Source organism: Lentzea sp. NPDC054927 (genome assembly GCF_053610285.1).
Genome location: NZ_JBSGXZ010000035.1, coordinates 48,385 through 74,055 on the forward strand (window position 1 = coordinate 48,385; position 25,671 = coordinate 74,055).

The 25,671-nt window shown below is 68.6% G+C and carries 23 protein-coding genes and 1 pseudogene; 6 read left to right on the plus strand and 18 right to left on the minus strand.

Annotation, left to right across the window (positions count from 1 at the left end):
* Positions 1 to 13: 13 nt before the first annotated feature.
* The 4 genes from ACWGE0_RS33720 to ACWGE0_RS33735 are packed head-to-tail and all read right to left on the minus strand — an operon-like array spanning position 14 to position 3,705.
* On the minus strand, positions 14 to 1,609 hold the full coding sequence (locus tag ACWGE0_RS33720) for an AMP-binding protein (RefSeq protein ID WP_452264946.1): 1,596 nt from the start codon (positions 1,607 to 1,609) through the stop codon (positions 14 to 16).
* Positions 1,610 to 1,623: 14 nt separating this feature from the next.
* A complete protein-coding gene (locus tag ACWGE0_RS33725) occupies positions 1,624 to 2,409 on the minus strand; it encodes a metallophosphoesterase (protein WP_452264991.1) in 786 nt (261 codons plus the stop codon).
* Between the two features lie 53 nt (positions 2,410 to 2,462).
* Complete coding sequence (locus tag ACWGE0_RS33730) at positions 2,463 to 3,254, minus strand: HAD-IIA family hydrolase (protein WP_452264947.1); 792 nt, start codon at positions 3,252 to 3,254, stop codon at positions 2,463 to 2,465.
* A 4-nt stretch (positions 3,255 to 3,258) separates the two neighbouring features.
* Complete coding sequence (locus ACWGE0_RS33735) at positions 3,259 to 3,705, minus strand: MarR family winged helix-turn-helix transcriptional regulator (protein ID WP_452264948.1); 447 nt, start codon at positions 3,703 to 3,705, stop codon at positions 3,259 to 3,261.
* Between the two features lie 115 nt (positions 3,706 to 3,820).
* Here ACWGE0_RS33735 and moaA point away from each other — a divergent pair, with 115 nt between their 5' ends.
* Positions 3,821 to 4,879 carry a GTP 3',8-cyclase MoaA gene (gene moaA, locus ACWGE0_RS33740; protein ID WP_452264949.1) on the plus strand — a complete coding sequence of 353 codons (1,059 nt, stop codon included), beginning with the start codon at positions 3,821 to 3,823 and terminating at the stop codon, positions 4,877 to 4,879.
* Positions 4,876 to 5,163, plus strand: a complete 288-nt coding sequence (locus ACWGE0_RS33745) for a MoaD/ThiS family protein (RefSeq protein ID WP_452264950.1) — start codon at positions 4,876 to 4,878, stop codon at positions 5,161 to 5,163. The genes moaA and ACWGE0_RS33745 overlap by 4 nt, the downstream gene beginning before the upstream one ends.
* Here ACWGE0_RS33745 and ACWGE0_RS33750 read toward each other — a convergent pair.
* Both ACWGE0_RS33750 and ACWGE0_RS33755 read right to left on the minus strand, forming a co-directional pair.
* Entirely contained in the window at positions 5,127 to 7,559 is a 2,433-nt protein-coding gene (locus ACWGE0_RS33750; protein WP_452264951.1) for an AfsR/SARP family transcriptional regulator, read from the minus strand. The genes ACWGE0_RS33745 and ACWGE0_RS33750 overlap by 37 nt on opposite strands.
* Positions 7,560 to 7,611: 52 nt before the next feature.
* Positions 7,612 to 8,028 carry a hypothetical protein gene (locus ACWGE0_RS33755; protein WP_452264952.1) on the minus strand — a complete coding sequence of 139 codons (417 nt, stop codon included), beginning with the start codon at positions 8,026 to 8,028 and terminating at the stop codon, positions 7,612 to 7,614.
* A gap of 456 nt (positions 8,029 to 8,484) precedes the next feature.
* Between ACWGE0_RS33755 and ACWGE0_RS33760 the strand changes: the two genes are divergently transcribed.
* Positions 8,485 to 9,123 carry a transglycosylase family protein gene (locus ACWGE0_RS33760; RefSeq protein WP_452264953.1) on the plus strand — a complete coding sequence of 213 codons (639 nt, stop codon included), beginning with the start codon at positions 8,485 to 8,487 and terminating at the stop codon, positions 9,121 to 9,123.
* A gap of 591 nt (positions 9,124 to 9,714) precedes the next feature.
* Here the strand turns inward: ACWGE0_RS33760 and ACWGE0_RS33765 are convergent.
* The 4 genes and pseudogenes from ACWGE0_RS33765 to ACWGE0_RS33780 form a co-directional block, all read right to left on the minus strand.
* A pseudogene (locus ACWGE0_RS33765) lies at positions 9,715 to 10,607 on the minus strand (molybdenum cofactor biosynthesis protein MoaE).
* On the minus strand, positions 10,604 to 11,077 hold the full coding sequence (moaC, locus tag ACWGE0_RS33770; protein WP_452264954.1) for a cyclic pyranopterin monophosphate synthase MoaC: 474 nt from the start codon (positions 11,075 to 11,077) through the stop codon (positions 10,604 to 10,606). Before moaC ends, ACWGE0_RS33765 begins: the two are co-directional and overlap by 4 nt.
* Before the next feature lie 48 nt (positions 11,078 to 11,125).
* On the minus strand, positions 11,126 to 12,508 hold the full coding sequence (locus ACWGE0_RS33775) for an NAD-dependent malic enzyme (RefSeq protein WP_090065350.1): 1,383 nt from the start codon (positions 12,506 to 12,508) through the stop codon (positions 11,126 to 11,128).
* A gap of 117 nt (positions 12,509 to 12,625) precedes the next feature.
* Positions 12,626 to 12,811 carry a hypothetical protein gene (locus ACWGE0_RS33780; protein ID WP_109633120.1) on the minus strand — a complete coding sequence of 62 codons (186 nt, stop codon included), beginning with the start codon at positions 12,809 to 12,811 and terminating at the stop codon, positions 12,626 to 12,628.
* Positions 12,812 to 12,913: 102 nt separating this feature from the next.
* Here ACWGE0_RS33780 and ACWGE0_RS33785 point away from each other — a divergent pair, with 102 nt between their 5' ends.
* Both ACWGE0_RS33785 and ACWGE0_RS33790 read left to right on the plus strand, forming a co-directional pair.
* Positions 12,914 to 15,166, plus strand: coding sequence for a helicase-associated domain-containing protein (locus tag ACWGE0_RS33785; protein ID WP_452264955.1), 2,253 nt, complete (start codon positions 12,914 to 12,916; stop codon positions 15,164 to 15,166).
* A gap of 120 nt (positions 15,167 to 15,286) precedes the next feature.
* Positions 15,287 to 16,012 carry a hypothetical protein gene (locus tag ACWGE0_RS33790; RefSeq protein WP_452264956.1) on the plus strand — a complete coding sequence of 242 codons (726 nt, stop codon included), beginning with the start codon at positions 15,287 to 15,289 and terminating at the stop codon, positions 16,010 to 16,012.
* Between the two features lie 139 nt (positions 16,013 to 16,151).
* Here the strand turns inward: ACWGE0_RS33790 and ACWGE0_RS33795 are convergent, their stop codons facing one another.
* The 4 genes from ACWGE0_RS33795 to ACWGE0_RS33810 are packed head-to-tail and all read right to left on the minus strand — an operon-like array spanning position 16,152 to position 21,275.
* The gene (locus ACWGE0_RS33795) at positions 16,152 to 16,757 is read right to left on the minus strand and encodes a GTP-binding protein (protein ID WP_093605474.1); all 606 of its coding nucleotides are present in this window, start codon (positions 16,755 to 16,757) and stop codon (positions 16,152 to 16,154) included.
* Positions 16,738 to 17,484, minus strand: a complete 747-nt coding sequence (locus ACWGE0_RS33800) for a DUF742 domain-containing protein (protein ID WP_452264957.1) — start codon at positions 17,482 to 17,484, stop codon at positions 16,738 to 16,740. Before ACWGE0_RS33800 ends, ACWGE0_RS33795 begins: the two co-directional genes overlap by 20 nt.
* 30 nt (positions 17,485 to 17,514) lie before the next feature.
* Positions 17,515 to 17,934 carry a roadblock/LC7 domain-containing protein gene (locus ACWGE0_RS33805; RefSeq protein WP_030470879.1) on the minus strand — a complete coding sequence of 140 codons (420 nt, stop codon included), beginning with the start codon at positions 17,932 to 17,934 and terminating at the stop codon, positions 17,515 to 17,517.
* Positions 17,931 to 21,275, minus strand: a complete 3,345-nt coding sequence (locus ACWGE0_RS33810) for a nitrate- and nitrite sensing domain-containing protein (protein ID WP_452264958.1) — start codon at positions 21,273 to 21,275, stop codon at positions 17,931 to 17,933. The genes ACWGE0_RS33805 and ACWGE0_RS33810 overlap by 4 nt, the downstream gene beginning before the upstream one ends.
* A 483-nt stretch (positions 21,276 to 21,758) precedes the next feature.
* On the opposite strand from ACWGE0_RS33810, the gene ACWGE0_RS33815 reads away from it, so the two are divergent.
* Positions 21,759 to 22,736 (plus strand): ABC transporter substrate-binding protein, encoded by a 978-nt coding sequence (locus tag ACWGE0_RS33815; RefSeq protein WP_452264959.1) that lies wholly within the window; start codon positions 21,759 to 21,761, stop codon positions 22,734 to 22,736.
* A 107-nt stretch (positions 22,737 to 22,843) separates the two neighbouring features.
* Here ACWGE0_RS33815 and ACWGE0_RS33820 read toward each other — a convergent pair whose 3' ends face one another.
* The 4 genes from ACWGE0_RS33820 to ACWGE0_RS33835 all read right to left on the minus strand — a co-directional run bounded on the left by ACWGE0_RS33820 (position 22,844) and on the right by ACWGE0_RS33835 (position 25,601).
* Positions 22,844 to 23,692, minus strand: coding sequence for an LppU/SCO3897 family protein (locus ACWGE0_RS33820; RefSeq protein ID WP_452264960.1), 849 nt, complete (start codon positions 23,690 to 23,692; stop codon positions 22,844 to 22,846).
* Between the two features lie 224 nt (positions 23,693 to 23,916).
* Positions 23,917 to 24,429: an LppU/SCO3897 family protein gene (locus tag ACWGE0_RS33825; RefSeq protein WP_452264992.1), complete on the minus strand. Its 513-nt coding sequence runs from the start codon at positions 24,427 to 24,429 to the stop codon at positions 23,917 to 23,919.
* Positions 24,430 to 24,483: 54 nt separating this feature from the next.
* Positions 24,484 to 24,966: an LppU/SCO3897 family protein gene (locus ACWGE0_RS33830; protein WP_452264961.1), complete on the minus strand. Its 483-nt coding sequence runs from the start codon at positions 24,964 to 24,966 to the stop codon at positions 24,484 to 24,486.
* 50 nt (positions 24,967 to 25,016) lie between these two features.
* Positions 25,017 to 25,601 (minus strand): LppU/SCO3897 family protein, encoded by a 585-nt coding sequence (locus tag ACWGE0_RS33835; RefSeq protein WP_452264962.1) that lies wholly within the window; start codon positions 25,599 to 25,601, stop codon positions 25,017 to 25,019.
* Between the last annotated feature and the right edge of the window lie 70 nt (positions 25,602 to 25,671).

Below are 25,671 nucleotides of genomic sequence, written 5' to 3' on the forward strand. Positions count from 1 at the left end.
TCAGGACGACTCGCTAGGCGTGGCGGGTGTCGTCGTCCAGCTTCAGCAGCTCCACGGCCTTCGCCCGCATCTCCACCTTGCGGACCTTGCCCGTGACCGTCATCGGGAACTCCTCCACGACGTGCACGTAGCGCGGCACCTTGTAGTGGGCCAGCTTGCCGGTGCAGAACTCCCGGACGGTCTCGGCGGTCAGCGGTGCGGCGCCCTCGCGCAGGCGGACCCAGGCCATGAGCTCCTCGCCGTACTTGGCGTCGGGCACGCCGATCACCTGGGCGTCGAGCACGTCCGGGTGGGTGTAGAGGAACTCCTCGATCTCGCGCGGGTAGATGTTCTCGCCGCCGCGGATGACCATGTCCTTGATGCGGCCGGTGATGTTCACGTAGTCGTCGTCGTCCATCACCGCCAGGTCGCCGGTGTGCATCCAGCCCGCCTGGTCGACCGCCTCCGCCGTCTTCTCCGGCTCGTCCCAGTAGCCGAGCATGACCGAGTAGCCGCGGGTGCACAGCTCCCCCGGCACCCCGCGGGGCACGGTGAGGCCCGTTTCCGGGTCGACCACCTTGACTTCGAGGTGGGGGCCGACGCGACCGACCGTCCCAACTCGACGGTCGAGAGAGTCGTCGGTGCGCGTTTGTGTTGACACCGGGGAGGTTTCGGTCATGCCGTAGCAGATCGACACCTCGCGCATGCCCATGCGGTCGACGACCTGTTTCATCACCTCGACCGGGCACGGGGAGCCCGCCATGATGCCGGTGCGCAACGACGACAGGTCGTAGCCGTCGATCAGGTCGAGCATGGCGATGAACATCGTCGGCACGCCGTACAGCGACGTGCAGCGCTCTTCCTGAACCGCTGCAAGGGTTTTAGCGGGATCGAAGGCCGGTGCGGGGATCACGACGCACGCGCCGTGGCTGGTGGCGGCGAGGTTGCCCATGACCATGCCGAAGCAGTGGTAGAACGGCGGGACGACGCAGATGCGGTCGTGCTCGGTGTAGTCGATCAGCTCGCCGACGAAGTAGCCGTTGTTGAGGATGTTGTGGTGCGAAAGCGTTGCGCCCTTGGGGAATCCCGTGGTGCCGGACGTGTACTGGATGTTGATCGGGTCGTCGCGGTCCAGCTCGACGTCGGGGATGAACGATCCGGTCCACTGTGGATCGTCGACGAACACCACGTGCTGAAGCTCGGGACAGCGCGGCCGCACTTCCTCGATCATGGCCGCGTAGTCCGAGGTCTTGAACGTGCGCGCGGACACCAGCGTGTGGATGCCGGCCTGGTTCAGCACGTACTCCAGCTCGTGCACCCGGTACGCCGGGTTGACGTTGACCAGGATCGCGCCGATCCGGGCCGTCGCGTACTGCACGAACACCCACTCGGCGCAGTTCGGCGCCCAGATCCCGACCCGGTCGCCCTTGCGCACGCCCAGCGTCACGAGCCCGGCGGCGGCGCGGTCCACTTCCGCGGACAGTTCCGCGTAGGTCCACCGTCGATCTGTGGCCTTGTCGACAAGTGCCTCGCGGTCACCGAAGCGCGCGACGGTCGCGGCGAAGTTCGCGTGGATCGTGTCGCCCAGCAGCGGGGCGGCGGACGTGCCCGAGGAGTAGCTGGCGGTCATCCACCCGACCGTAGTCAGGCTTCGGCGTATGGCAAGGGCACGACCAGGCACGGACCGCCGCTGTAGAGACCCGCGTCGATCGCCAGCACCTTGTCGTCGGCGTACAGGAGCGGCCCGTCGATCTGTTCCGGCGTCACCCCGAGCTGGTCGGCGATCACGCTGTGGCCGTGCACGATCGTGTTGCCGCCCAACGTCGCCAGCAGCTCGTCCGCGATCTCGGGACCCTGCGGACCCCGGAACGCGTACCGGGTCGTCATCTTGCGCCAGCACTCCCACCAGTCGACCAGGTCGTCGCTCTTGAGCACCTGGCGAACTGCCTCGTTGACCTCCTCGATCGAGGACCCCCATTCGAGGTAGGCCACGGTGTCGGAGTGCATCAGCAGGTGGTCGTCGCGCAGCTTCAGCACCGGCCGCGTCGTCAGCCACTCGACGTGCTCGTCGGTCAACCGGTCCTGGTCGCTGCGCAGCCCGCCGTTGAGCAGCCAGCTCCGCGCGAACGACCGCGGGCCCATGCTGTCCGGCACCTGGTCGTCGCCGAACCGGTGCATGCCGAGCAGCAGCACCTCGTGGTTGCCGATCAACGAGCTGACCGAGCCGCCCGCCTCGGCCGCCTCCTCGCCGAGGCGCATGACCAGATCGATCACGCCGACGCCGTCCGGTCCGCGGTCCACGAAGTCGCCGAGGAACCACAGCTCGGCCTCGCCGCCCGTCCAGTGCCCTTCCTCGTCGCACAGTTCGGCGACGTGCAGGGCTCTGGTCAGTTCTGCGAGGTGCCCGTGCACGTCACCAACGACGTACATCGGGCGTCGATCCGTGTCCACGTCCGCGACGATAAGCGATGGATGCTCGCGCGTCAGTGGTCAGTCCAGTCGCCGAACGGGTCCTGAGAGTGACCGACGAGCTCGGCGATCGACTTGAGCACGCGCGTCGGCCGGTACGGGAACATCTCGGCGCTCTCGGCGGTGAAGACGCCGGAGAGCACGAGGATGGTCGACAGACCGGCTTCCAGGCCTGAGCGCACGTCGGTGTCCATCCGGTCACCGATCATCAGCGCGTTCTCGGAGTGCGAGCCCAGCGCGCGCAGGGCCGACCTCATCATCAACGGGTTCGGCTTGCCGACGTAATAGGGCTCACGGCCGGTGGCGCGCTCGATCAACGCCGCCACGGCACCGGTCGCGGGCAGCGAGCCCTCACGTGAGGGGCCCGTCGCGTCGGGGTTGGTCGCGATGAACTTCGCGCCCTCCTCGACCAGGCGGATGGCCTTGGTGATCGCGGTGAAGCTGTAGGTGCGGGTCTCGCCGAGCACCACGTAGTCCGGGTCGCGGTCGGTCAGCACGTAGCCGATCTCGTGCAGCGCGGTGGTGAGGCCGGCCTCGCCGATCACGAACGCCGAGCCGTTCGGGCGCTGCGAGTCGAGGAACTTGGCCGTGGCCAGCGCGGACGTCCAGATCGACTTCTCCGGGATGTCCAGGCCGGTGCGCTGCAGACGCGCGCGCAGGTCACGTGGCGTGTAGATGGAGTTGTTGGTGAGCACGAGGAATGGGGTCTCGGCAGCACGCAGCTCCGCGACCAGCTCGTCCGCTCCCGGGATGAGGTGCTCCTCGTGCACGAGGACGCCGTCCATGTCCATCAAGTAGTGCCACATGGGTCTAAGTATCGATCACGCGCGCCCTGAACGTCGCGATCTGGAGCTGGAGATAACGCTCGATAACGTGGAGTTCATCCTCGCCGAAGTGGCCGAGCACCTCGATGAGGCTCTGCCGCGCCTCCTCGAAGAGGTGCCCGAACTTCTCCACGTCGCCGATGGTGACCTCGACGAGCACCTTGCGGCGGTCGTGCGGATCCCGGACACGACGGACGAAACCGGCGTGCTCGAGGCGGTCGATCACGCCCGTGACCGCGCCGGTGGAGAGGCCGGAGAGCTCGGCGAGGCGGCCGGCCGTCAGCGGCCCCTCGGCTCTCATGGCCAGGTCGATGCACTTCTCGTCGGTCGCGGACAGGCCCATCTTCGCGGCGACCTTCGTGTGGAACATGACGGTGAGCGCGCTCTGCTCCCTCATGTACCAGGTGAACCTATCCAGCACTTCAGGTTCCATGTTGAACATCTTAGCTGCTAAGACAATTCCTTGTGAGGGTGCTCCAAACGGGCGGAACGTGAGAAACCCTATTTGTAGCGTCATCCACAAGGGGATGTTCATTACCCTGGGAGGGGTGACAGCTGTTGATCTGGGACTACCCATTGTGCGCGGCACCTCTGACGTGTCCGCACGGCCAGACACGCCGCTGCTCCTCGACAAGTTCGGCCGGGTCGCGAAGGACCTCCGGGTCTCGCTGACCGACCGCTGCAACCTGCGCTGCACGTACTGCATGCCGGCCGAGGGCCTCGACTGGCTGCAGAAGGACGAGCTGCTCACCGACGCCGAGCTGATCCGGCTCATGCGGATCGCGGTGGTCGACCTGGGCGTGACGGACATCCGCTTCACCGGCGGCGAGCCGTTGCTGCGGCGCGGCCTGGAGCAGGTCATCGCCGCGACGGCCGAGCTGGAGCCGCGTCCGCGCATGTCGATGACGTCGAACGGCATCGGTCTCAAGCGCAGGGCCCAGTCGTTGAAGGACGCTGGCCTGAACCGGATCAACGTCTCGCTCGACACCCTCGACCCCGACCGGTTCGCGACGCTGACCAGGCGCGACCGCATCACGGACGTGCTGGACGGCCTGGACGCCGCCCGTGAGGCCGGGCTGGAGCCGGTGAAGGTCAACTCCGTGCTGATGCGCGGCCTGAACGAGGAGGAGGCCGTCCCGCTGCTGCGGTTCTGCGTGGAGAACGGCTACCAGCTGCGGTTCATCGAGCAGATGCCGCTCGATGCGCAGCACGGCTGGACGCGCACGAACATGGTCACGGCCGACGAGATCCTCACGATGCTCTCGACCGCGTACACGCTCACCCCGGAGTCAACCCCGCGCGGTGGTGCCCCCGCCGAACGCTGGCTGGTCGACGGCGGCCCCGCGGTCGTCGGCGTGATCGCGTCGGTGACCAGGCCGTTCTGCGCCGCCTGCGACCGCACCCGGCTCACCTCCGACGGTCAGATCCGCAACTGCCTGTTCAGCCAGACCGAGACCGACCTGCGCGCACTGCTGCGCGACGGCTCCCCCGACGCCGCGATCGCCGACGCCTGGCGCGCCACGATGTGGGCCAAGGCGGCCGGTCACGGCATCAACGACGCGGGCTTCTCGCAGCCCGACCGTCCCATGAGCGCCATCGGAGGATGACAGTGACATCTCCTGGGACATCTCCTGGGACAGCCGTGAAGATCCGCTACTTCGCGGGTGCGCGGGCCGCGGCCGGAGTCACCGACGAGGACCTGCTGCTCGACACCTCCGAACCCACCGTGGCGCTCGTGGTCAGCACCATCGGCGAACGGCACGGCGCCCAGCTCGGCAAGGTTCTCGCCGCGTCCAGCTTCCTGCTGGACGGCGTCGCCGTGCGGGACACGTCGACGCGCGTGCCCGCCGGTGCTCAGCTGGACGTGCTGCCTCCGTTCGCGGGCGGCTGAGCCAGCCTCCGTTCCCACGAGCGGCGCCCGGTGACGCGAGCCAGTTCGAGCGCACGCGCCCGGCACTCCTCTGCCTGCTCCACCGCCCCCATCGCCTGGTGCACCTCGGCGAGCTCGGCCAGCGCAGGCACCTCGCGCACCCGCAGCTGACCGCGTTCGGCCGCGGCAACGGCCTCGGCGGCGTGCTCGAACGCCTCCGACAGGTGACCTCCCGCGCGCAGGCAGGCGGCCAGGCCGGTGAGGGCGTCGACCTCACCGCGCAGGAAGCCGACCTTGTGGCAAAGCTCGAGAGCCTCCTGGTGGTGCCGGCAGGCATCGTCCGCGTGCCCCTGGGCGGACAGCGCGAAACCCAGGCTGTTGTGCCCGTCCGCCTCCGACTTGGGGTCACCGCAGTCGATCGCCAGCTCGATCGAGCGGCGAGAGCTGGCCTCCGCGGCCGCGAAGTCGCCACGTTCCAGTTCCAGCAGTGCGCGGGTGTCGGCGGTCCGGGTGATGAACACCGGGCCTGCCGCCGTCAGGTCGAGCCGGGCGAGCTCGTCGAACTGGGCTGAGGTCCGCTCGACGTCGCCGATCAGCACGTAGCCGTCCGCGAGGTGGCTGGCGGCGAACGCCCTGCCCATCGGGATGTTCTGCTCGTCGGACAGCCGGCCGACCTCCTCGGCGTAGGAGATGGCCAGGTCGAGCGGGCCCAGGTCCATGTAGATGCCGCTGAGGTTGAACACCGCCGGCGGGTTGCCGGGGTTGATGCCCAGGGACTCGCGGATGGAGGCGGCGGCCTCGGTGAGCCTGCCGTGCTCCCAGTTCACGATGCCGAGGTTGATCAGCAGAGAGCTCACGGTTTGCTCGTCGTCGAGTTCGCGGGCGATCGCCACGCCCTGCTGGAACTCCGCCAGCGCCTCGGTGAACTGGCCTCCGCGCCAATGGGCGAGCCCGAGCGCGTTGCGCATGGTGGCTTCGGCGTTCAGGTCACCGAGTTCGCGGGCGGCGTGCAGGCCGGCCGCGGCCGAGGTGACCCAGTCGACGAGGTGGCTGTGGAAGTAGAAGTAGGCCCGCATGGCATCGGTGAGCTGCCACGTCAGCGGCCGACCGGCGGCCGCGAGGATCGCCGCCACGATGCTCGCCCGTTCTGCGTCGAGCCACGTGAGCGCCTCGGGTGTGGCCGACAGGTCATGTTCCGGCACGGGTTCGTGCGAGGGCAACGGCAGTCGGCGGAACTCCGGGTGCAGCGTCCGGCCCGCCGCGAAGGCGTTGACGAGGTAGTAGTCGTGCAGCCGGGTCAGCGACGGCTCACCCAGCCGCATCGCGTAGATGCGCAGGAGGTCGTGCAGGAGGTAGCGGTCTCCGTGGCGTTGCACGAGGTTCGCGTCGACGAGCTGACCGAGGGGCGCGGTGGCGTCCGAGCCGAGCAACGCCGTGGCGCCCACGACCCCGAAGTCCGGGCCCGGCACGTGACCGAGCAACCGGAACAACTGTTGCGCCACAACGGACTGTGCGCGATACGACAGGTCGAAGGTCGCCCCTACCGCGGCGTCGCCCTCGATCTCCAGCACGCCGAGGCGGTCGTCCCCGCGCAGTTCGGTCAGGTAGTCGGGCAGGTGGCCCTCCGCGATGTTCGCCGCGGCGATCCGCAACGCCAGCGGCAGGCGCCCGCACAGCCGCGCGAGTTCGGCGCGGTCGACGTGGCTGCCACCGATGTCCAGGTGGGACAACAGGTCCTGGGCTTCGCGCTGGTCGAACACGCCGAGCTTGAGCTGCTCGAACTCGGGCAGATCCGTGCGACTGGTGACGATCACCCGGCACCGCTCGCCCGCCGGCAGCAGCGGGCTGGCCAGGTCGCGGGTGGCGTTGTCGATCACGATCAGCACCGCCAGGTCGGCGGTGAGCTGGTGGTACAGCTCGGTCTGCGCGTCGAGGGTGACGGGGACGTCGTCGACGCCGAGCGCGCGCAGGAACCGGGAGACGGCCTGCTCGGGCGTGACCGGGGCGCCCGGCGAGAACGCGCGCAGGTTCACGTACAGCTGGCCGTCGGCGAAGCTCGGGCTGAGCTGGTGCGCGAGGTGGACCGCCAGCGACGTCTTGCCGACGCCCGGCGGCCCGGTGATCGCGAGCACGGGTGCCGTGCTGTCCAGCGCCGCGGCGACCTCGTGCGCACGCCCGACGAAGTCCGGCAGGTCAGCGGGCAGCTGCCGCGGCCCCTGCTTGCGCGGCACCAGCCGGTAGCCGGACGGTTCGGTGACGATCTGCTCCGTGGCGCGCAGCCGTTGCACGAGGTTGCGCAAGGCCTGCTTCGGGTTCGCCGGCCGGTCCACGCCCCAGATCGCGTCGATCAACTCGTCGAACGAGACGGGCTGTCCCGGTTTGGCGGCCAGCGCCTGCCGGAGCGCGTCGATTCTCATGCCTTCAGATCTTGGTCACTTGATCTTGAGCAGTCGACGGCGACGGGGACGTTCAGGCGCGCTGCCGCTTCCGCTCGCGCCGCCAGTCCGCGACCCGGCGGTAGTACTGGTTCGACGGGGGCTGGAACACCAGCACGACGCCCATCACGAAGAAGGCCGCGCCGATCAGGGCGTAGCTCGCGGCCTGACTCGCCCCCTCATGGCTCGCGTAGACGATGGCGCCCGGCACCCATTGGAGCGTCAGGAGGGTCAGCAAGACCACCGACGCGATGCGTTGCCAGTTGAATCGACTCGCCAGCAGGGAGAACAACAGGGCCAGGGTGGGGAGGCCGCTGCCCGTGCCGTCGACCCTGTTCGCCGTCATGGCGTAGAACATCGCCGCCAGGGGCAGGGCCACCAGGGCGGCGATCAACACGCGCGGGCGCTTCGGACGATTCGGACGCTCAGCAGGCTCGGCAGGCTCGGTCATGGACTCAGCGTGGCGCCCTCTCCAGGGGACCGGTCCCGCCCGCAACGGCTGTCGCCGGGCCCGTCGCTCGACCGTGAGGAGCGTGTCTCCGATGGCCCAAAGCGCGTGAGCCACGCCTCACTTTCTGTAATAGATCTCGGTCGATCTCAGAATGGAAACGGACCGATAACGACGCCTTTGAGCTGCGCGTTTGTAGGCTCCCCACAACGATCCGAACTGTTACTGTGATGCGGGTCACAGCTCGAAACGTTTGGTGAGACCTCCGTCGGTTACGTACGGTCGCTCCTCGACTGGCCCCGACCAGTCACGAGCACGACCGGAGGACCAGCACCGAGCCCAGTCCGAGGGTTCTCCGGAACACACCCCGAGCGAGAGAAACCGCCGGACTGGGACGCAGGGACGTACCGGGCCCCGAACCCGAGTTCCTGACCGCAGGTGCGGTGGACCGAGAGGCAAATGGCTTTCAACCGAGGCAAGCAGGGCAAGCAGAGTTCCGCAGCTCGCACTATCGCCAAGGTCGCGGCGTTCGGCATCCTCGCCAGCGCCCCTCTGGGCCTCGCCGTTGGCACCGCCAACGCGGCCCCTGGAATGGACTGGGACGCACTCGCGCAGTGCGAGGCCAGTGGCAACTGGGCCACCAACACCGGCAACGGTTACTACGGCGGCCTTCAGTTCACGCAGCAGACCTGGAACGCCTACGGCGGCCAGGGCAACCCGGCCAACGCCTCCCGCGAGCAGCAGATCGCTGTCGCCGAGCGCGTGCTCGCCGGCCAGGGCCGCAACGCCTGGCCCGCCTGCAGCGCCAAGCTGGGCAACTACACGGGCCAGGCCCCCAAGAAGGCCACCCCTGCCCCGCAGCAGCGCAAGGCGCAGCCGCAGCAGCGCCAGGCCGCTCCGGTGCAGCAGGCACCGGTCGCCGTCGCGGGCTCGAAGTCGAACCCGTCCGGCAACTACGAGATCAAGGCGGGCGACACCCTGTCGAAGATCGCTGACGCCAACAAGGTCGCCGGCGGTTACCAGGCCATCGTGGAGAAGAACAAGGAATTCCTCACGAACCCGGACCTGATCTTCCCGGGCCACAAGATCCTGATCTGAGCAGGAACTTCGGCCGATCGAACGTTGGCCCCTTTTGACGTGGGCTGATGCAGGAACCAGGGATCTCACCGTTACCCCCCGACGGTGAGGTCCCTGCCTGCGTTTCCGGACACCGGCGGTGGCAACCGCGACGGCAGCGACGGTTGCGGCGGCTCGAAGTGCGCCGTGCGGGCAAACGGTGCCGCGATAGGTACGCCCACGGCCAAGGCGCGGATGGCTGCTCTGTCGGTATCACCACGCCGGCAACTCTGTCGGTATTGCCGCACCGGGTGAGCCCGCGCAGTGGTGCCTCGATGGGTAGCGGTGCACCCCCCACGCCCCGCGATTGGGGCTTTACCTTGAGGGGGCGGGATGCTTCGCTGTTCGGGTTCGGCCGGGGCGCTTTAATCCCCGGCTTTTGGAGGCCGTCCAGCATCCCGCCAGAGGCTCAAGGTCAAGCCCCAATCGCAATCGTCGCGAAGCGGCGATGGACTCCCACGCCTCGTCAATGCCCACGCAACCACGCTGGAACGCGACCACTCGCACGCAAGGCGACCAACCCCGCTGGAACGCAACCACCCGCCCGTAACCGGACCACCGCGATCCCGTCACTCAGGGGCAGTTGACCCACTCGTCTTCGCCGCCCGAGAACACCTGCCGCTTCCACACCGGCAGCCGCGCCTTGACCTCGTCCACCAGGTCTGAGCACAACGAGAACGCCTCCCCGCGGTGCTCGGCGGCCACCGCGCAGGCCAGTGCGACGTCACCGATCTTCAGCGGCCCGACCCGGTGCGACACCGCGATCCCGTGCACCCCGGAGTACTTCGAGGCCAGCTCCGAGACCACCTCGGCCACGACGTCGCCGGCGGACGGGTGCGAGTGGTATTCCAGCTCCAGCACCGATCGGCCGCCGTCGTGGTCGCGCACGACGCCGGAGAACGTCACGACCGCGCCTGCCCGGTCGGAAGCCACCAGAGCGGCGTGCTCCTCGACCGACAGGGGTTCCTCGGTCACGACGGCTCGCAGCACCACGCTCATTTGTGGTCACCTCCACGCAGTTGGTCCAGCGCATGCTCTACGACGTTGCCGAGCACGTCCAGCCCGTCGCGCACGCCGCCGGTGGACCCCGGCAGGTTCACGATCAGCGTCCGGCCGGCCACCCCGGCCACGCCGCGCGAGAGCACGGAACCCGGCACGCGCGGCCAGCCGGACATCCGGATGACGTCGGCCAGGCCGGGCACCTCGTAGTCCAGGACGGCGCGCGTGGCCTCGGGGGTGCGGTCGGTCGGGTTGATGCCGGTGCCGCCCGTCGTCACCACGAGATCGGCACCCGAGGACACCGCTGCGGCCAGCGCCTCCCGAACCGGTTCGCCGTCCGGCACGACGACCGGCGCGGAAACCGAGAACCCGCGGTCGGAAAGCCACGAAACGATGATCGGTCCGCTGCGGTCCTCATAGACACCAGCGGCGGCACGGTTGGAGGCCGTGATCACCACTGCCTTCACGGGCGTTCCCACAGGCCGGACTTGCCGCCTTCCTTGCGCTCCACCCGCACCGCGTCCAGCGACGCGGCCGGGTCGACGGACTTCACCATGTCGTGCAGGGTCAGGCCGGCCACCGACACCGCGGTGAGGGCCTCCATCTCGACGCCCGTGCGGTCGGTGGTGCGGACCGTGGCCGAGATCAGCACGGCGTCATCGGCCAGGGCCAGGTCCACCACCACCGACGACAGGGCGATCGGGTGGCACAGCGGCACGAGCTCCCAGGTGCGCTTGGCCGCCATGATGCCCGCGATGCGAGCGGTGGCCAGGGCGTCGCCCTTGGGCAGGCCGTCGGCGCCCAGCAACGCAACCACCTCGGCGGTCGTGTGCAGGATCCCGGTGGCCACGGCGGTCCGGGTGGTCTGCTCCTTGCCGGAGACGTCGACCATCCGGGCCGCGCCTTGTGAGTCCAGGTGGGTGAACTGCTTGGTCATACCGAGATCGTATGCCTGGGCCCGACGTACAGCCTGTGCGTTAAGACCCTAGGAAGTCGCTGCTTTGCGAACGGCTTCTGCCACGGCCGGAGCAACGGTGTTGTCGAAGACCGACGGGACGATGAACGACGCGTTCAGCCTGTCGCCGTCCACCACGTCGGCGATGGCCTGCGCGGCGGCCAGCAGCATCGCGTCGGTGATGGTGCGGGCGTGCGCGTCCAGCAGGCCGCGGAACACGCCGGGGAACGCCAGCACGTTGTTGATCTGGTTCGGGAAGTCCGAGCGGCCGGTCGCCACGACGGCGGCGTGCTGCTGGGCCTCCATCGGGTCGATCTCCGGGTCCGGGTTGGCCAGCGCGAACACGATGGCGTCCTTGGCCATCGTGGCGACCTGGTCCGCGCCGAAGAGGTTCGGGGCCGAGACGCCGATGAACACGTCCGAGCCGACCAGCGCGTCGTGCAGGCGGCCGGACTCGTTGCCCTTGTTGGTCGTGGCGGCGATGGACTTCAGGTTCGAGTCCAGGCCGGGGCGGTCGCGGTGCACGATGCCGTCGACGTCCACGGCGATGATGTCGCCGGGCTCCTGGGCCTGCAGCAGGCGGATGATCGCGGAGCCGGCGGCGCCGACGCCGCAGACCGTGATGCGGCAGTTCTTGATGTCCTTCTTGACGACCCGCAACGCATTCCGCAGTGCGGCCACCACGACGATGGCCGTGCCGTGCTGGTCGTCGTGGAAGACCGGGATGTCGAGCTTCTCGCGCAGGCGGGCCTCGATCTCGAAGCAGCGCGGCGCGGAGATGTCCTCGAGGTTGATGCCGCCGTACACGGGAGCGATGAGCTCGACCGCGCGGATGATCTCCTCGGTGTCCTGGGTGTCCAGGCAGACCGGCCAGGCGTCGACACCGGCGAACTTCTTGAACAGCGCCGCCTTGCCCTCCATCACCGGCAGTGCGGCGGCGGGGCCGAGGTTGCCCAGGCCCAGCACGGCGGAGCCGTCGGTGACGACCGCGACGGTGTTGCGCTTGATCGTCAGGCGGCGGGCGTCGTCCGGGTTCTTGGCGATGGCCTCACACACGCGAGCGACACCGGGCGTGTACGCACGAGACAGGTCGTCACGGTTGCGCAGCGGCACCTTGGACGCGATCTCGATCTTGCCGCCGAGGTGCACGAGGAACGTGCGGTCCGACACCTTGCGCACGACGATGCCGGGCAACGTCTCCAGCGTGTCGGTGATGTCCTTGGCGTGGTTCGCGGACAGCGCGTTGCACGTGAGGTCGATGACGACGCGGTCGTTGTGCGACTCCACGACGTCGAACGCCGTGATCACCCCGCCCGCGCGGCCGACGGCCGACGTGAGGTCACCCGCGGCGCTCGCTGACGGCGGCGCCTCCAGGCGAACGGTGATCGAGTAACCAGGGCCGGGGACCGGCATCGTCTTCCTCCCACGAAATACAGCTCAAGCGGGAAACGAGCCTATCCCCGGGCCCATTGCGGTACTCACGCGACTCGGCGTTTTTTAAGACCGCTCTGACAGTCCGATCAGGACAGGTCAGGACTTGTTGATCTCGGTCACCGGGTGCGTGTAGCCGAGGTCCTCCACGGGCAACGGGAACGTCACCGTGCCGAACGGGGAGAGCGCACCCTGCACGTCACTGGTCAGTTCGGTGACGGGGTGGCCGCCGTCGGGGCCCTCCGGCCAGTGCGGGTCGACCCGTCCCGGGCGTCCTTTCGCCACGTTCTCCTCCTCGGTGGTGCCGATGACGCGACAAGTGTGACAGACCTGTTTTCTCATCCGGGCGACGACAGGATCTCCAGCGGCCCATATACCGTGGTGAGAATGTCCGGCATCACTCTCGCCGACTGGCTGCGCGCCCAGGACGACGTCGCACTCGTCGCGCTGCTGCGCGCGCGCCCCGACCTGGCAACGCCCCCACCTGCCGATATGTCCGTGCTCGCGACACGGGTCGGCACCAGGGCGTCGATCGCGCGCGCCTGCGAGGACCTCGACACGTTCACGCTCGCCGTGCTCGAAGGCCTGGTCGTGCAGGGCGCGGACGCCGAGCCCGTGGCGTTGGCCACACTCGCGGAGCTGCTCGGACCCGACGTGAAGCCCCGGCCGCTCAAGCAGGCCGTCGCCAAGCTCAGGGCCCAGGCGCTCGTGTGGGGTGACGACGACGCGATGTCGGTCCCTCCGGTCACGCGGGAGGCGTTCGGCACGTATCCCGGCAACCTCGGCCGCTCCACCGGGCAGACGTACGACCTGAGCGGCATCACCGAGGGCGAACAGCGCGTGCTGCAGAAGCTCGCCGCCGGACCGCCCATCGGCGACACCAAGGACGCCTCACGGGTCGTGCCGCTGGAGAAGGCCGAAACGCCCGTCCAACGACTGCTCGCGCGCAACCTGCTGCTGCGGCGCGATCCCGGCACCGTCGAGCTGCCGCGCGAGATCGCCCTCAAACTGCGCGGCGAACGCCCTCTCGGCCTGATCCAGGTCACCGAGCCGAAGCCGAAGACCGCGACGCGCCAGCAGACCACCATCGACGCCACCGGCGGCGGTGAAGCCCTGGAACTCGTCCGGCACGTGGAAAAACTCATCGCGAGCTGGTCCGCCGAACCGCCACCGGTGCTGCGGACGGGCGGCATGGGCGTCCGCGAGCTGCGCAAGGCCGCCAAGGACCTCGACGTCGACGAACGCCGCGCCGCCCTGCTGATCGAGCTCGTGGTCGGCGCCGACCTCGCCGCGAACACCGAGGCCGCCGAGCCGGAGTGGGTGCCGACGACCAAGGCCGACGTGTGGCTGGCCGCGACCACCGAGGTCCGCTGGGCCACGATCGCGCACGCCTGGCTGGAGCTGCCCCGGCTGCCCGCGCTGATCGGGCGCCGCGACGAGAAGGACAGGCTCTTCACCCCGCTCGCGGACGAGGTCCGCCGCGCCCAGGCGCCGCGCGACCGCCGGTGGATTCTCGAAGCGATCGCCGCGTTCCCCAAGAGCACCGCCATCGCGAACCCCGCCGACCTGGCCGCATTGCTCGGCTGGCGGGCGCCGCGCCGGGGCGGGCGGCAGCGCGACGAGCTGGTGCGCTGGACCGTCGAGGAGGGCACCGCGGTCGGCGTGCTCGCCCTGGGCGCGATCACCACCGCGGGCCGCGCGCTGCTCGAAGAGGGGCCCGGCCACGCCGCGAAGACCCTCGGGGAGGCGTTGCCGGAACCGCTCGACCACGTGCTGGTGCAGGCCGACCTCACCGTCGTCGCACCGGGCAGGCTCGAACCGGACCTCGCGGACGAGATGGCGATCGTCGCGAACGTCGAGTCGGCCGGCAGCGCGACCGTCTACCGGATCAGCGAGAGCACGGTCCGCCGTGCGCTCGACTCCGGCCGCACCGCCGATGAGCTGCACGAACTCTTCAAGACCCGCTCGCGCACGCCCGTTCCGCAGTCGCTGACCTACCTGATCGACGACGCCGCGCGCCGGCACGGGAGGCTCCGCGGCGGCGCGGCTGGTTCGTTCCTGCGGTGCGACGACTCGGTGCTGATCAGCGAGGTGCTCGCGCATCCGGAGGCCGCCCGGCTGGAGCTGCGCCGGATCGCCCCGACCGTGATCGTCAGCCCGTTGCCGCTGGCGGACGTGCTGGACGGACTGCGATCGGCCGGGTTCGCCCCGGCCGCGGAAGGCCCCGACGGCCAGGTCCTCGACCTGCGGCCGGGCGGGCGCCGGACGACGCCCCGGCAACGCAGTGCGCGCAAAAACGCGTCACCCGCAGTGCCCGCCGACGAGCGGTTGGGTGAACTCGTCAGGCTGGTCCGGGCCGGTGATCGTGCCGCCGCGACACCACGGGGTGAACGGATCGCCGTCCCCGGCCACCTCGGCGCGGGGCCGTCGGCCACCCTGTCCTTGCTCCAGCAGGCTGCACGGGCGCGACGCAGGGTGCTGGTCGGGTTCGTCGACTCCCACGGCACAGCCGCACAGCGCGTGATCGAGCCGCACGTCGTCGGCGGTGGCGTGCTCGAAGGCTATGACCACAGCTACGGAGAGGTACTCAGGTTCCCTCTTCATCGCATCACCTCCGCCGCATTGGTCGACGAGAGCTGACGGTCGGTCATCCCCCGGACGTGCCGCACGTCCACCCTTGCGTGACCATTTCGCGACCTAGCGTCGATTGACGTGGGCGTTCCCGAGAGACGCCCACGTCGACGAAGGAGGACCCGCGCAATGGTCAGCTCCCGGTGGGCGCTCAGAGCCGCCGCCACCGTCACGGCTTTGGCGTTCGCCTTGCCGTTCTCATCGGGTACGGCGTCCGCCGACCCGATCCTCGTGCTCCTGCAGGACAACCACGTCAACGCGACGGTGGGGGTGAGCGGCAACGTCGACATGCTCGACGTCGCGGCCGGCGCCCACGTCGCGCTCGACACCGGGCCGGGCATCAGCGTCCTGGCCAACGGTGGCATCCAGGTCGCGCTGGGCCTCTGCGGCCACGCGGACGTCGGCGTGGGTGTGGGACTGGGCGTGGGTGCGCACGTTGACGCCGCGGTGGCAGTAGACGCAGATGTCGCTGCTGACGTGAGCGCAACGGACGACCGCGGGCCCACCCCGCTCGTCGAGGCCACCGTCGAACCGGTCGTCGAAGCGGCACCCGTCGTGGAACCCGCGCCGGTGGTCACCGAAACCGTTGCCGAGGACAAGACGAACGCGATCCACATCAGCGGCATCTCGATCAACGTCGGACCGCACGCCGCAGCGATGCTCGACGCGCATGCCGACATCACGGCAGACGTGAACGTCTCAGCCGACGTCAGTCTCGGCGCGGACGTGGGCGTCAACTCGGACCTGGCGAACATCAACGCCAGCGCCGGGGTCGCCGCTGACGCCAGCGTCGACCTCGGCTCCGGTGACGTCGGTGCCAGCGCCTACATCGGCGTCGGCCTGACCATCGGATAGCAGCGAGTCACGGCGGAAGGACCACTGCTTGGACGATCACCGAACCAACTGAGTCAGACCGCAACGACGAGGCGAGCGCCGCACCCGAAGGTGGCGCTCGCCTCGTTCGTTCTGGAGTTGGTCCCCGCGAGGGAGGAGATCAGCCCGCGCGGACGGACATCCACTGGCGCATGGCGTGCTCGACCAGCGTGATGAGCGTCTGCTTCGTCGACTGCCGGTTGCGCGCGTCGCACGTGACGATCGGCACCGACTCGTCGATCGTCAACGCCTCACGCACGTCCTCCAGCCTGTGGTGCAGGAGGCCGTCGAAGCAGTTGACGCCGACGACGTACGGCAGCTGCCGGTCGTCGAAGAAGTCGATCGAGGCGAACGCGTCGGCCAGGCGGCGGGTGTCGACCAGCACGATGGCGCCGATGGCACCACGAACCAGGTCGTCCCACATGAACCAGAACCGGTGCTGACCCGGTGTACCGAAGAGGTACAGGATCAGATCGCTGTCGAGCGACACGCGACCGAAGTCCATCGCGACGGTCGTGGTGACCTTGTTGGGCGTGGCGGAGAGGTCGTCCACCCCCGCGCTGGCCTCGGTCATCACCGCCTCGGTGGTCAACGGGACGATCTCGGACACCGAGCCGACGAACGTCGTTTTGCCCACACCGAAGCCACCCGCCACCACGATCTTGGCAGACGTCGTCGGCTTCCGTGCGCCCTCGGCGCCCTGGGGACTAGAGCTTGCGAAGCCCACTGAGCACCCTCTCCAGGAATTCCATGGAAGGCCGGTCCCCCACGACCAGACCGCCCTGGTGAATCAAAACCAAACCCATGCTTGCCATGTCGCCGATCAACACCCGCACGACGCCAAGAGGCAAGCGTAGGAGTGCCGCGACCTCGGCCACCGACCGCGTGTCCACACACAACCCGCAGATCGACCTGTGCTCGGGAAGTACTGCGGCATCCCGTTCGAGGCCACGCTCGCTGGTCGAGATCAGCGCCTCGATCGCAAGATCGTAATCAGGTCGTGTGCGCCCACCGGTGCGTGTGTAAGGCCGCACCAGTGAACCCGAGTCCGCAGAAGAAGTTTCCTCCGGACGCACAGCGAACTGCGCGCCGGTGCTGTACACCGGCTGCGGCCCGGTGGTGTACGGCAGTTGTTCTGGCACCGTTTCCGGCATCTCGTGCTGGCCGAAGAGGTCCGCGCCCGGGCCACCGAACAACCCGGAGCCGTACCCGTCGATGTCGAACCGGTTCGGCACGTCGTCGTACGGATACGACGACGAGTCATCCACCTCACGCTGAGACATATCGCCTAGCCCTTGCCCTGTAACCCGCTCATCGTGGGGGGTGTCCTCGGCTTCCTCTTGTTCCTGGGGTATCGCGTCAGGCTCGTCGAACTGGAACCCACCAGCGGCCCACTCCTGGTAGTTGAAGTTCCTACCGAAGCCACGGCCTCTAGCGCCAGGTCTGCTAGCCATCTGTTCTCACCCCTGAACTGCCAGTGAGGTCTAGCGACGGACCACGCCCTGAAGCTGCGCACGCAGCTCAGGGGTGAGTTGTTGGCCGACTCTCTCCACCAAAAGCGTCATCTCGTAGGCCACGAGGCCGATGTCGCAGTTGGGGGCGGCGAGGACGGCAAGGCACGAACCGTCACTGATCGACATGAGGAACAGGTAGCCCCGCTCCATCTCGACCACGGTCTGGTTGACCCCGCCTGCCTCGAAGCAGCGGGCGGCGCCCTGTGTGAGGCTGACCAGCCCGGACGCGACGGCGGAGAGCTGCTCTGCACGGTCCCGGGGCAGGCCCTGGGATCCCGCGAGCAACAGCCCGTCCGCGGACACCACGACGGAATGTGCCACTCCTGGCACCCTCCGCACGAAGTCGGTGATAAGCCAACCAAAGCTGCCTGGCTGCGCTGCGGTCGTCACTCCTGCTCCTCGTTCTGCCGGCTCGATTGGTCACCAGCGTATGCCTCGATCAATGCGTGCCGGCCTCGCTTGACACCACTTTGCAAGCTCGACATCCGCCCGCGCACCGCATCGGCGGTGCGGGGCGGCAGCGGAGGCCGCTGCGCGGTCTGCGTCGTGCCCTGCGGCTTGGGTGCCGCAGATCCTGGCACGAGCTGAGCCTTCGGTGTCCGTTTTGGCAATCCTGCCGATGTCTTCGACTCCGGCGCCTTGTTCAACAACGCCTGAGCCGCTTGCCATCCCTCGTCGGCAGGCGATTGCCAAGCCGATTCGGAAGTGGATGCCGCCGCTGGAGTCTCCTCCACAACGGGCTCCGGTTCCACAACTCGCTCCTGCTCGGCGGGTGCGGTCACTGGTTCCTCGACCACCGGCTGGACCTTCGCGCGCGGCGGGCGCACGGGAAGACCAGCGGCCGACGTGGTGGTGGGTGCCACCGCCGGGACAGGCTTGGGCTTGCGGGTCGGCAGTTCCGGTTCGGGCCCGTCCGAGAGCGGAGGAGCCTTGACCGGCTCGTCGATGTACTCGACGCCGTTCTTGTCGGCCTTGTCGACGCCGCCGAGCCTCGACTCGACACGGCCGTTGGCCGCGGCGGGTTCGGGGTGCTCGTCCGCCGCCGCGGGAACAGGCTGGGCGGCGGACGCGGACGTCTCGCTGCCGACTGCCTGGAACCACTGCGACAGGACCGCCTCGTAGATCGGCAGGCGCTCGGTCGGTGCGTCCAGGTCGTGCTCGACCTGCTTACGAGAAGCTTCGGACGTGCCGTTGCGGTGCCCCATGCCGATGTCCAGCGACCCGGTGTCGACCGGAGCGCGCGAGACGCCGTTGCTCGAGTGCGAGTCGTCGTCGATCGGAGGGATCGGGACGAACTGCGTGGTCTCGTAGCCCGGTTCGAACGAGATCTCGCCGGCCTCTTCGTGCCGGTCCTCGTAGGCCGTGAAGAGGGTCGGCTCGCCGAAGGAGCCCTCGGGCTCCACGGCCGCCAGCTGGTCGCGACGCCACCGCTCGGACGGCGTCGCGTCCTCGATCGGCGGCTCGCTGTAGACCGGCACCGCCGTCGCTCCGGCACCGGTGTCGGTGATGGAGCTCGGGACGAAGCTGACCGGGATGCTCGGGTTGCTGGGGCTCGACTCGTCGATCCTCGGCGTGGTGCCGGTGGCACCGCCGAACGCACCCGCGATACCGCTGGCCCTGGTGGCCGTGGTGCCGATCTCGGTGGTGAGTTCGGCCGAGACCAGGCCGGGAGCCGGGGACGGCATGCCGAACGCGGAGGCGAGCGATCCGGATCCGGACGGCGGGGTCGAGACCGGAGCCTGACCGGGGAACGCGATGAGCGTCTCCGGCACGATCACCAGTGCCGTCGTACCGCCCTCGATGTCCTCGTTGCCGCGCAGCCGGACCTTGATGTCGTGGCGCTTGGCGAGCCGCGCGACCACGTACAGGCCCATTCGGCGGGAGACGGCGACGTCGACGTCCGGCGGGTCGGCCAGCCGGTCGTTGGCGTCGATGATCTCCTGGTCGCCCATGCCGACGCCGCGGTCCTGGATCTCGATCGCCAGCTCGCCCTTGCGGGTCTTCGCCGTGCGAACGGTGACCTTGGTGACCGGGTCGGAGAACGCCGTGGCGTTGTCCAGCAGCTCGGCGATGAGGTGCACGAGGTCGTTGACCGCGCGACCCTGAACCGTGAGGTCCGGGGTCTGGCCGACCTGCACGCGGGCGTACTGCTCGACCTCGGAGACCGCGGCGCCGAGAACCTCGGCGGCCGGGACTGGCCGGGTCAGGCGCCGCGAGAGGTCCGTGCCCGAGAGAACCAGGAGGTTCTCCGAGTTGCGGCGCATGCGGGTCGCGAGGTGGTCCAGCTCGAACAGCGAGGCCAGCTGGTCCGGGTCCTGCTCATCCTGCTCCAGCCGGTCGATCAGGTTCAGCTGGCGTTCGACCAGCGCCTGGGACCGGCGCGACAGGTTGACGAACATCGCGTTGACGTTGTCACGCAGGAGGGCCTGCTGGGCGGCCAGTCGCACCGCTTCACCGTGCACCGCGTCGAACGCGCGCGCCACCTGACCGATCTCTTCACGCGTGTGCACCGGCACCGGCTCGACGGCGGTCTTCGCCGCGTTCTCCGGGTTCGGGTCCGCGAGGATCCGCTCGACCGCGTCCGGAAGACCGTGGTCGGCGACGTCGAGGGCGGTGCGGCGCAGCGTGCGCAGCGGGTTGAGGATCGAGCGGGCGACGAACAGCGCCATCAGCAACGCGAGCGCGAGGAACGCGAGCACCAGGGCGGACGCGATGTACGCCTGGGTCCTGGTGGCGCCGGCGGTGTCGTCGGTCTTGTTCTGCAGCTGCTCGACCAGCAGGTTCTCGACGTCACGGGTCAGGTTGACCGTCAGCGTGGCGGCGATGTCCCACTTCTCGGACGTCAGCTGCGTGAAGTCCTTCTTGCCGGTGCTGGACTGCTGGTTGATCGCCGATTCCTGCATGTCGTTCGCGGTGTCGACGATGAGGCCGGTGACGGTGTCGTCGTAGATCTTGGCCTGGTCGGGCGTCGCGGACTTGCGGAAGTCGTTTCGGGCCGCTTCGAGCTCGGCGTCCGCTGCCTGCAGGGCACGCAGCTGGGACGGCGTGAACGCCTTGCGCTGGAAGACGTCCAGGAGGATCGCTCGCTTGAGCGACTCCTGCTCCTTGATGCGCGCGATGGCGTTCGTGGTCAGGTGCAGTCGCACCAGTTCGGGGTCGTTGATCTCGGAGATCGTCTGCTCACCGAGGCTGATGAGCGTCTCGATCGACTCCGAGTAGGTGCGCTGGACGGCCTCGGCGGGGTACTGCGTGTCGCGCACCGAGTTGCGGAGGCTGTTCAGGCGGTTGAGCTGGTTGAACGCGACCTGGAAGCGCTCGACCGCGGCCGGGTTCAGGTCGGAGCTCAGCTCGGAGATCTTGTTGCTGAACGCCTCGCTGGTGTCGTTGACCCTGCGCAGCTGGCGCTCGAGGACGACTCGGTCGACCTTCTTGTTCGAGGCGACGTAGCTGACCGACAGGTCGCGCTCGCGCTGCAGCTGCTGCACCAGGTCCGCGACCGCTGTCTCCAGGCGAATCTGGTTCGCCAGGTTGTTGAGCTCCGTCGCGGCCTGGAGGTCGCTGCGCACGCGCAGGCCACCCAGGACGAGCGCACAGACAGTCGGGATCAGCAGAACCGCGAGCAGCTTCGTGCGCAACCGCCAGTTGCGCAGCCGCCACCCCGCGGATCGGGCGGCAGGTCCTGATGCGGGTCCAGCACCGTCGGCCTTCACCGGGTCCGGTGTCGCCGTCATGGTGCCGTTACCCAGCGCAGCCAGTCCGTCACCCGATTCGGGCCTTTCGGAGCGTGTGGTGTCACCCACGCCAAACTGGCTGGGACCTCTCTCACGTCGGGCCACTCTGGGCTTCCTCTTCCAGCAGCAGTGTCCCGGTCTCTCCCCAGGACCGAGCATGGACTCGTCAAACGGGCCGAATTGCAGCACAGGGGCTGTGCGCCCGGTAAGGCGCCCTACCCCGTCTGAAGACACGTCGGTCTACTACAACCAGTGCCACCCGGCGGGGAGCGTAATGGCCACCCCCTCCTCGGGGGAAGTCTCCAGAAGCACTCACCGTATCGAGATGGGGTGTCGTTTCATACGTTCAGGTGGTTAACATCCCCGGTTGTCGGCATGCCCTACGTCCGTCCGAACGCCCAGTTGGGGCTGCGGAGGACCAGGTGTGTAACGACACTCACTGATCAAATCGATGCTACTCAAGGCCTACCGGCGAGAGGTGCCATGGCTACCCGAGCCAAAGCTCTGCGGCTTGCCGCAGTGCTCATCACGTGTGTTCTGACCGCGAGCTGCAGCCTGTTCGGAAGTTCCTCGAACAGCGGCACCGCGGACGTGGAGCGCCAAAACCTGCGCATCGGCGTGCTGCCGGTCGTCGACGTGGCCCCGTTGCGGATCGCGCTGACCGAGAAGCTGTTCGAGAAGGCCGGTCTGCAGGTCACCCTGGTCACCCAGCCCAGCGAGGCCGAGGCCATCAAGCAGCTGGACACCACGCTCGACATCACGTGGGCCACGCACGTCAGCCTTTTCCGCTCCGTCGCCGAAGGCACCGAGCTGCAGCTGCAGGGCGAGGCCTACCAGGCGGGTCCGAACTCGATGGCGCTGGTCACGAAGGCCAACTCGGCCTACGACGACCCCGGCAAGAACGCCGCGCCGACCATCGCCGTGAACAGCGAGACAGACATCGGCGCGCTCACGACGCGTGCCGTGCTGGACACCGCCGCGGTCGAGAAGCAGAAGATCAAGTTCCGGCCGATGCCGTTCGCCGAGATGGAGAAGGCGCTGGAGTCCGGCGCCGTCGACGCGGCGTTCATGATCGAGCCGTTCATCACGAAGTCGCAGCGCAACATCGGTGCGAAGATCCTCACGGACACCGCGCGCGGCCCGACACTGGACTTCCCGATGTCCGGCTACGCGGCGTCGAAGAAGTTCGCCGAGGCGAACCCGAAGACGCTCAAGGCGTTCCGGGACGTGCTCCGCGAGGCCCAGCAGCGCGCGCAGGCCAACAAGCTCGCCGTGCAGGACTCGCTGACCAGCTACGCCGACGTCGACCAGCCGACCGCGGCCCTCGTGTCCGTGGGCACGTTCCCGCTGTCGCTGAACCCGATCCGGCTCCAGCGGGTCGCCGACATGATGGACACCGAGGACGTGCTGTCCGGCCGCCTGGACGTGCAGCAGTTGCTGCCACCGGGCACGACCAGCTAGCTGTTTTCACAGCCGTTTTCGAAAGTTTCCCAATCGGTTGTCACAGGACATGAGAAAGGCGGGCCGGTCACCGGCCCGCCTTTGTCAGTTGCCCGTCAGTCGGCCCGTCACTTGCCTTCGACAGCGATCACGCAGTAGGTGATCCCCGGCGCCGGCTCGGCGTACGCGACCGCCGTGGCCTCACCGCACTCGGCGGTCGCGGCCTTCACGACCTTCTCGATCTTGAGAATCTTCGTGATGGCGAACTCGTTGGGGGTCGCCGGGCACGTGACGGGCTTCATGCCCTCCATGTTGATCTTGACGATCTCCTCCTGGTAGCACTTGCCCTCTTCGAGCTTCTCGACCAGGCAGAGCTTCAGCGAGGAACTGCGGCGACCGGACTCGGTGTACTCGGCGTAGTCCTCGCTCGGGCACGCCTCGGTGGTCGAGTTCATGGCCTTGGCGATGAAGTAGTTCGCCTCGGCCGAACCGCAGTCGACCTTCTTGTACTTCGGGCTGATCGTGGTGCCCGTGACGCTCGCGCAGTCGCCGGCCTTCGCCGACGGCTCGGTGATCGCGTTCAGGCCGCCACCGATCAGCGACTTCACCAGGAAGACACCGCCGGCGACCAGCACGAACGCGACGATCGCACCGATGACCTTGCCCGCGCCACCCTTCTTCTTGGGCGGCGGGCCGTACGGCATCGGCTGGCCCATGGGCTGGCCGGGCGGCACCTGACCGGGCGGCGGGCCGTAGGGGTCGCCGGGAGGCGGACCGTACTGGCCGGGCTGACCCGGCTGGCCCATCGGCTGACCTGGCTGCGGCTGGGCGTAGGGGTCGGCGGGGTAGCCGCCCTGCTGGGGCATGCCCTGCGACGGCGTGTACGGCTGCTGCGGCTGACCGTAGGGCTGCTGGGGCTGCCCACCGGGAGGCGGGCCATAAGGCCCAGGCTGCTGCGGGTAGTTGGGGGTTGTCACTGGATTCCTCTCCGATGGGTCGTGCGAAAGACGTCGGAACCGGAGCCGTGGACGGGCTCCGGTTCCGGGGAAGCTGATGTCAGATGAGTCGTCGACGCGCCTCTAGCCGTTTCGCACGCATGCTCCGAACGGCCCACGCCCCCCGACATGGCCGGAGCAGAGGTTGCCACGCGGCGAGGGAATCCGCCGGGGCTTTACGGAAACGTTACTGCCGCTTGTGCCGCTCACTGCGAGGCGACGCAGTAGGTCAGCTTCACCTCGGGGAACGCGCGGGTGTCCGCACCCGCCGGGCACGCCGGCGCCGGCACCTCTTTGCTCACCCTCGCCACCCGGAACGACCCTTCGGAGCCGCAGTCCACGACGGCGAGGTCGAAGCCGGACCCGGCGTCGTAGCACTCGCCCTCGGCGTAGATCGGCACCAGGCAGAACCGGATCTTCGGGTCGATCGCCCTGACCGGCACCCAGTCGGCGTCCGCGGGATTGGGACAGGCCGCCGACCTGGCCACGGTCCCCGCGACCACGTAGTTCGCGTTGGGCGCCGAGCAGTCGACGGCGTTGTAGCGGCCCTCGTCGGACGAGCCGGTCAGGTACGCGCAGTCGCCCTGCTTCGGCTTCTGGATCGGAGTCAGGTACTCGGAGAGGCCGTAGATCACGACGGCCGCGACGATCAGCGTGGCGCCGTAGGTCACGATCCGCTTCGGCACGCTCGCCTTGGGCGCGGCACCCTCGTCCCTCATCACGCCGCAGAGGGTGTCATGCAGGTCAGAACGGCGGAGCGCTTTAGCTGAAGATCACGGTTGCTGGTCGCCGCGCTCGAGGCAGAAGGTGACGGCAGGTTCCGGGAAGACCGCCGCGCGTGAGTTCCCGCAGGCGGCACCGTCGGTCTTGCCGGCGAGCACCTTGGCGACCTTCACGGAGTCCTTGGTCGCGCAGTCGACCTTGGCGATGCCGGTCTCCTGGCTCTGGCCGTAGCAGGCGCCCTCGACGAAGTTCGGCATGAGGCAGAACGTGGAGTCGCCCGTGTAGGTCGAGTAGTCCATGCCGCCGTCGGGGCACTTGTTCTCGTTCCACTGCAGGACCTTGGCGATCTTGACGTTCGCCTTCTCCGAGGCGCAGTCGAGCGCCTCGTACCTCGGGTTGTCGAGTGCGCCGGAGATGCGGGCGCAGTCGCCCACCTGGGCCGTCTTGCTCACGTCACCGAGCTGGTTCAGCACGAACCCGCCGAGCAGGACGAGCGCAAACACAACGGCGATACCCAGGCCGACCTTCTTCATGGCCTGGGTATCGGCGTCAGACGGTGGTCAACTCAACCGAGTTCACCCGATCAGGACCCCTCGTGCACACCCATGCAGTAGACCGAGGCCGGCTCGCTGAACCGCAGCTCGCTCGAACCCTCGGGACACACCGAGCCCTCCTCGGGCAGGCCGTCGACCTTCTTCACGATCTTCACCGGCGACTCGGTGGTGCACGCCTCCTTCTTGAAGGCGCCGTCGTCACCGGACGTGTAGCAGTTGCCCTCCGCGAGGTTCGGCATCAGGCACAGCGAGTCGCCGCCCGACTTCACCGGCTCGTAGATGCCCTCGTCGGGGCAGGGGTCCTCGGCGCTGTTCAGCACCTTGGCGACCCGGTGCGTCGCGGCGGCGTCGCCACAGCCCTGCGACGAGACGTTCCAGTCGCCGTCCGGCTTGTCGACGTCCTTCGGCGAGGCGCTGACGCAGTCGCCGACCTTGGTGCCGTTGAGCGCGGTGAGCGCGTACACGCCGCCGCCGACCAGGATGATCGCCAGCACGGCGACGATGACGGGCTTCAGCCAGGTGTTCTTCTTGGGCGACTCGTCGGGCTCGGTCTCCTCAGGAGCCGGTACCACCGTGGCCGGTGGCTCGACGGGATCAGTCGACTCGGTGCTCATGCGCGAGAACGTACGACACGACGTGTTGGCTGCGTGTGTCGCCTCACAGTCGGTTGTCGCCAGTTGACGC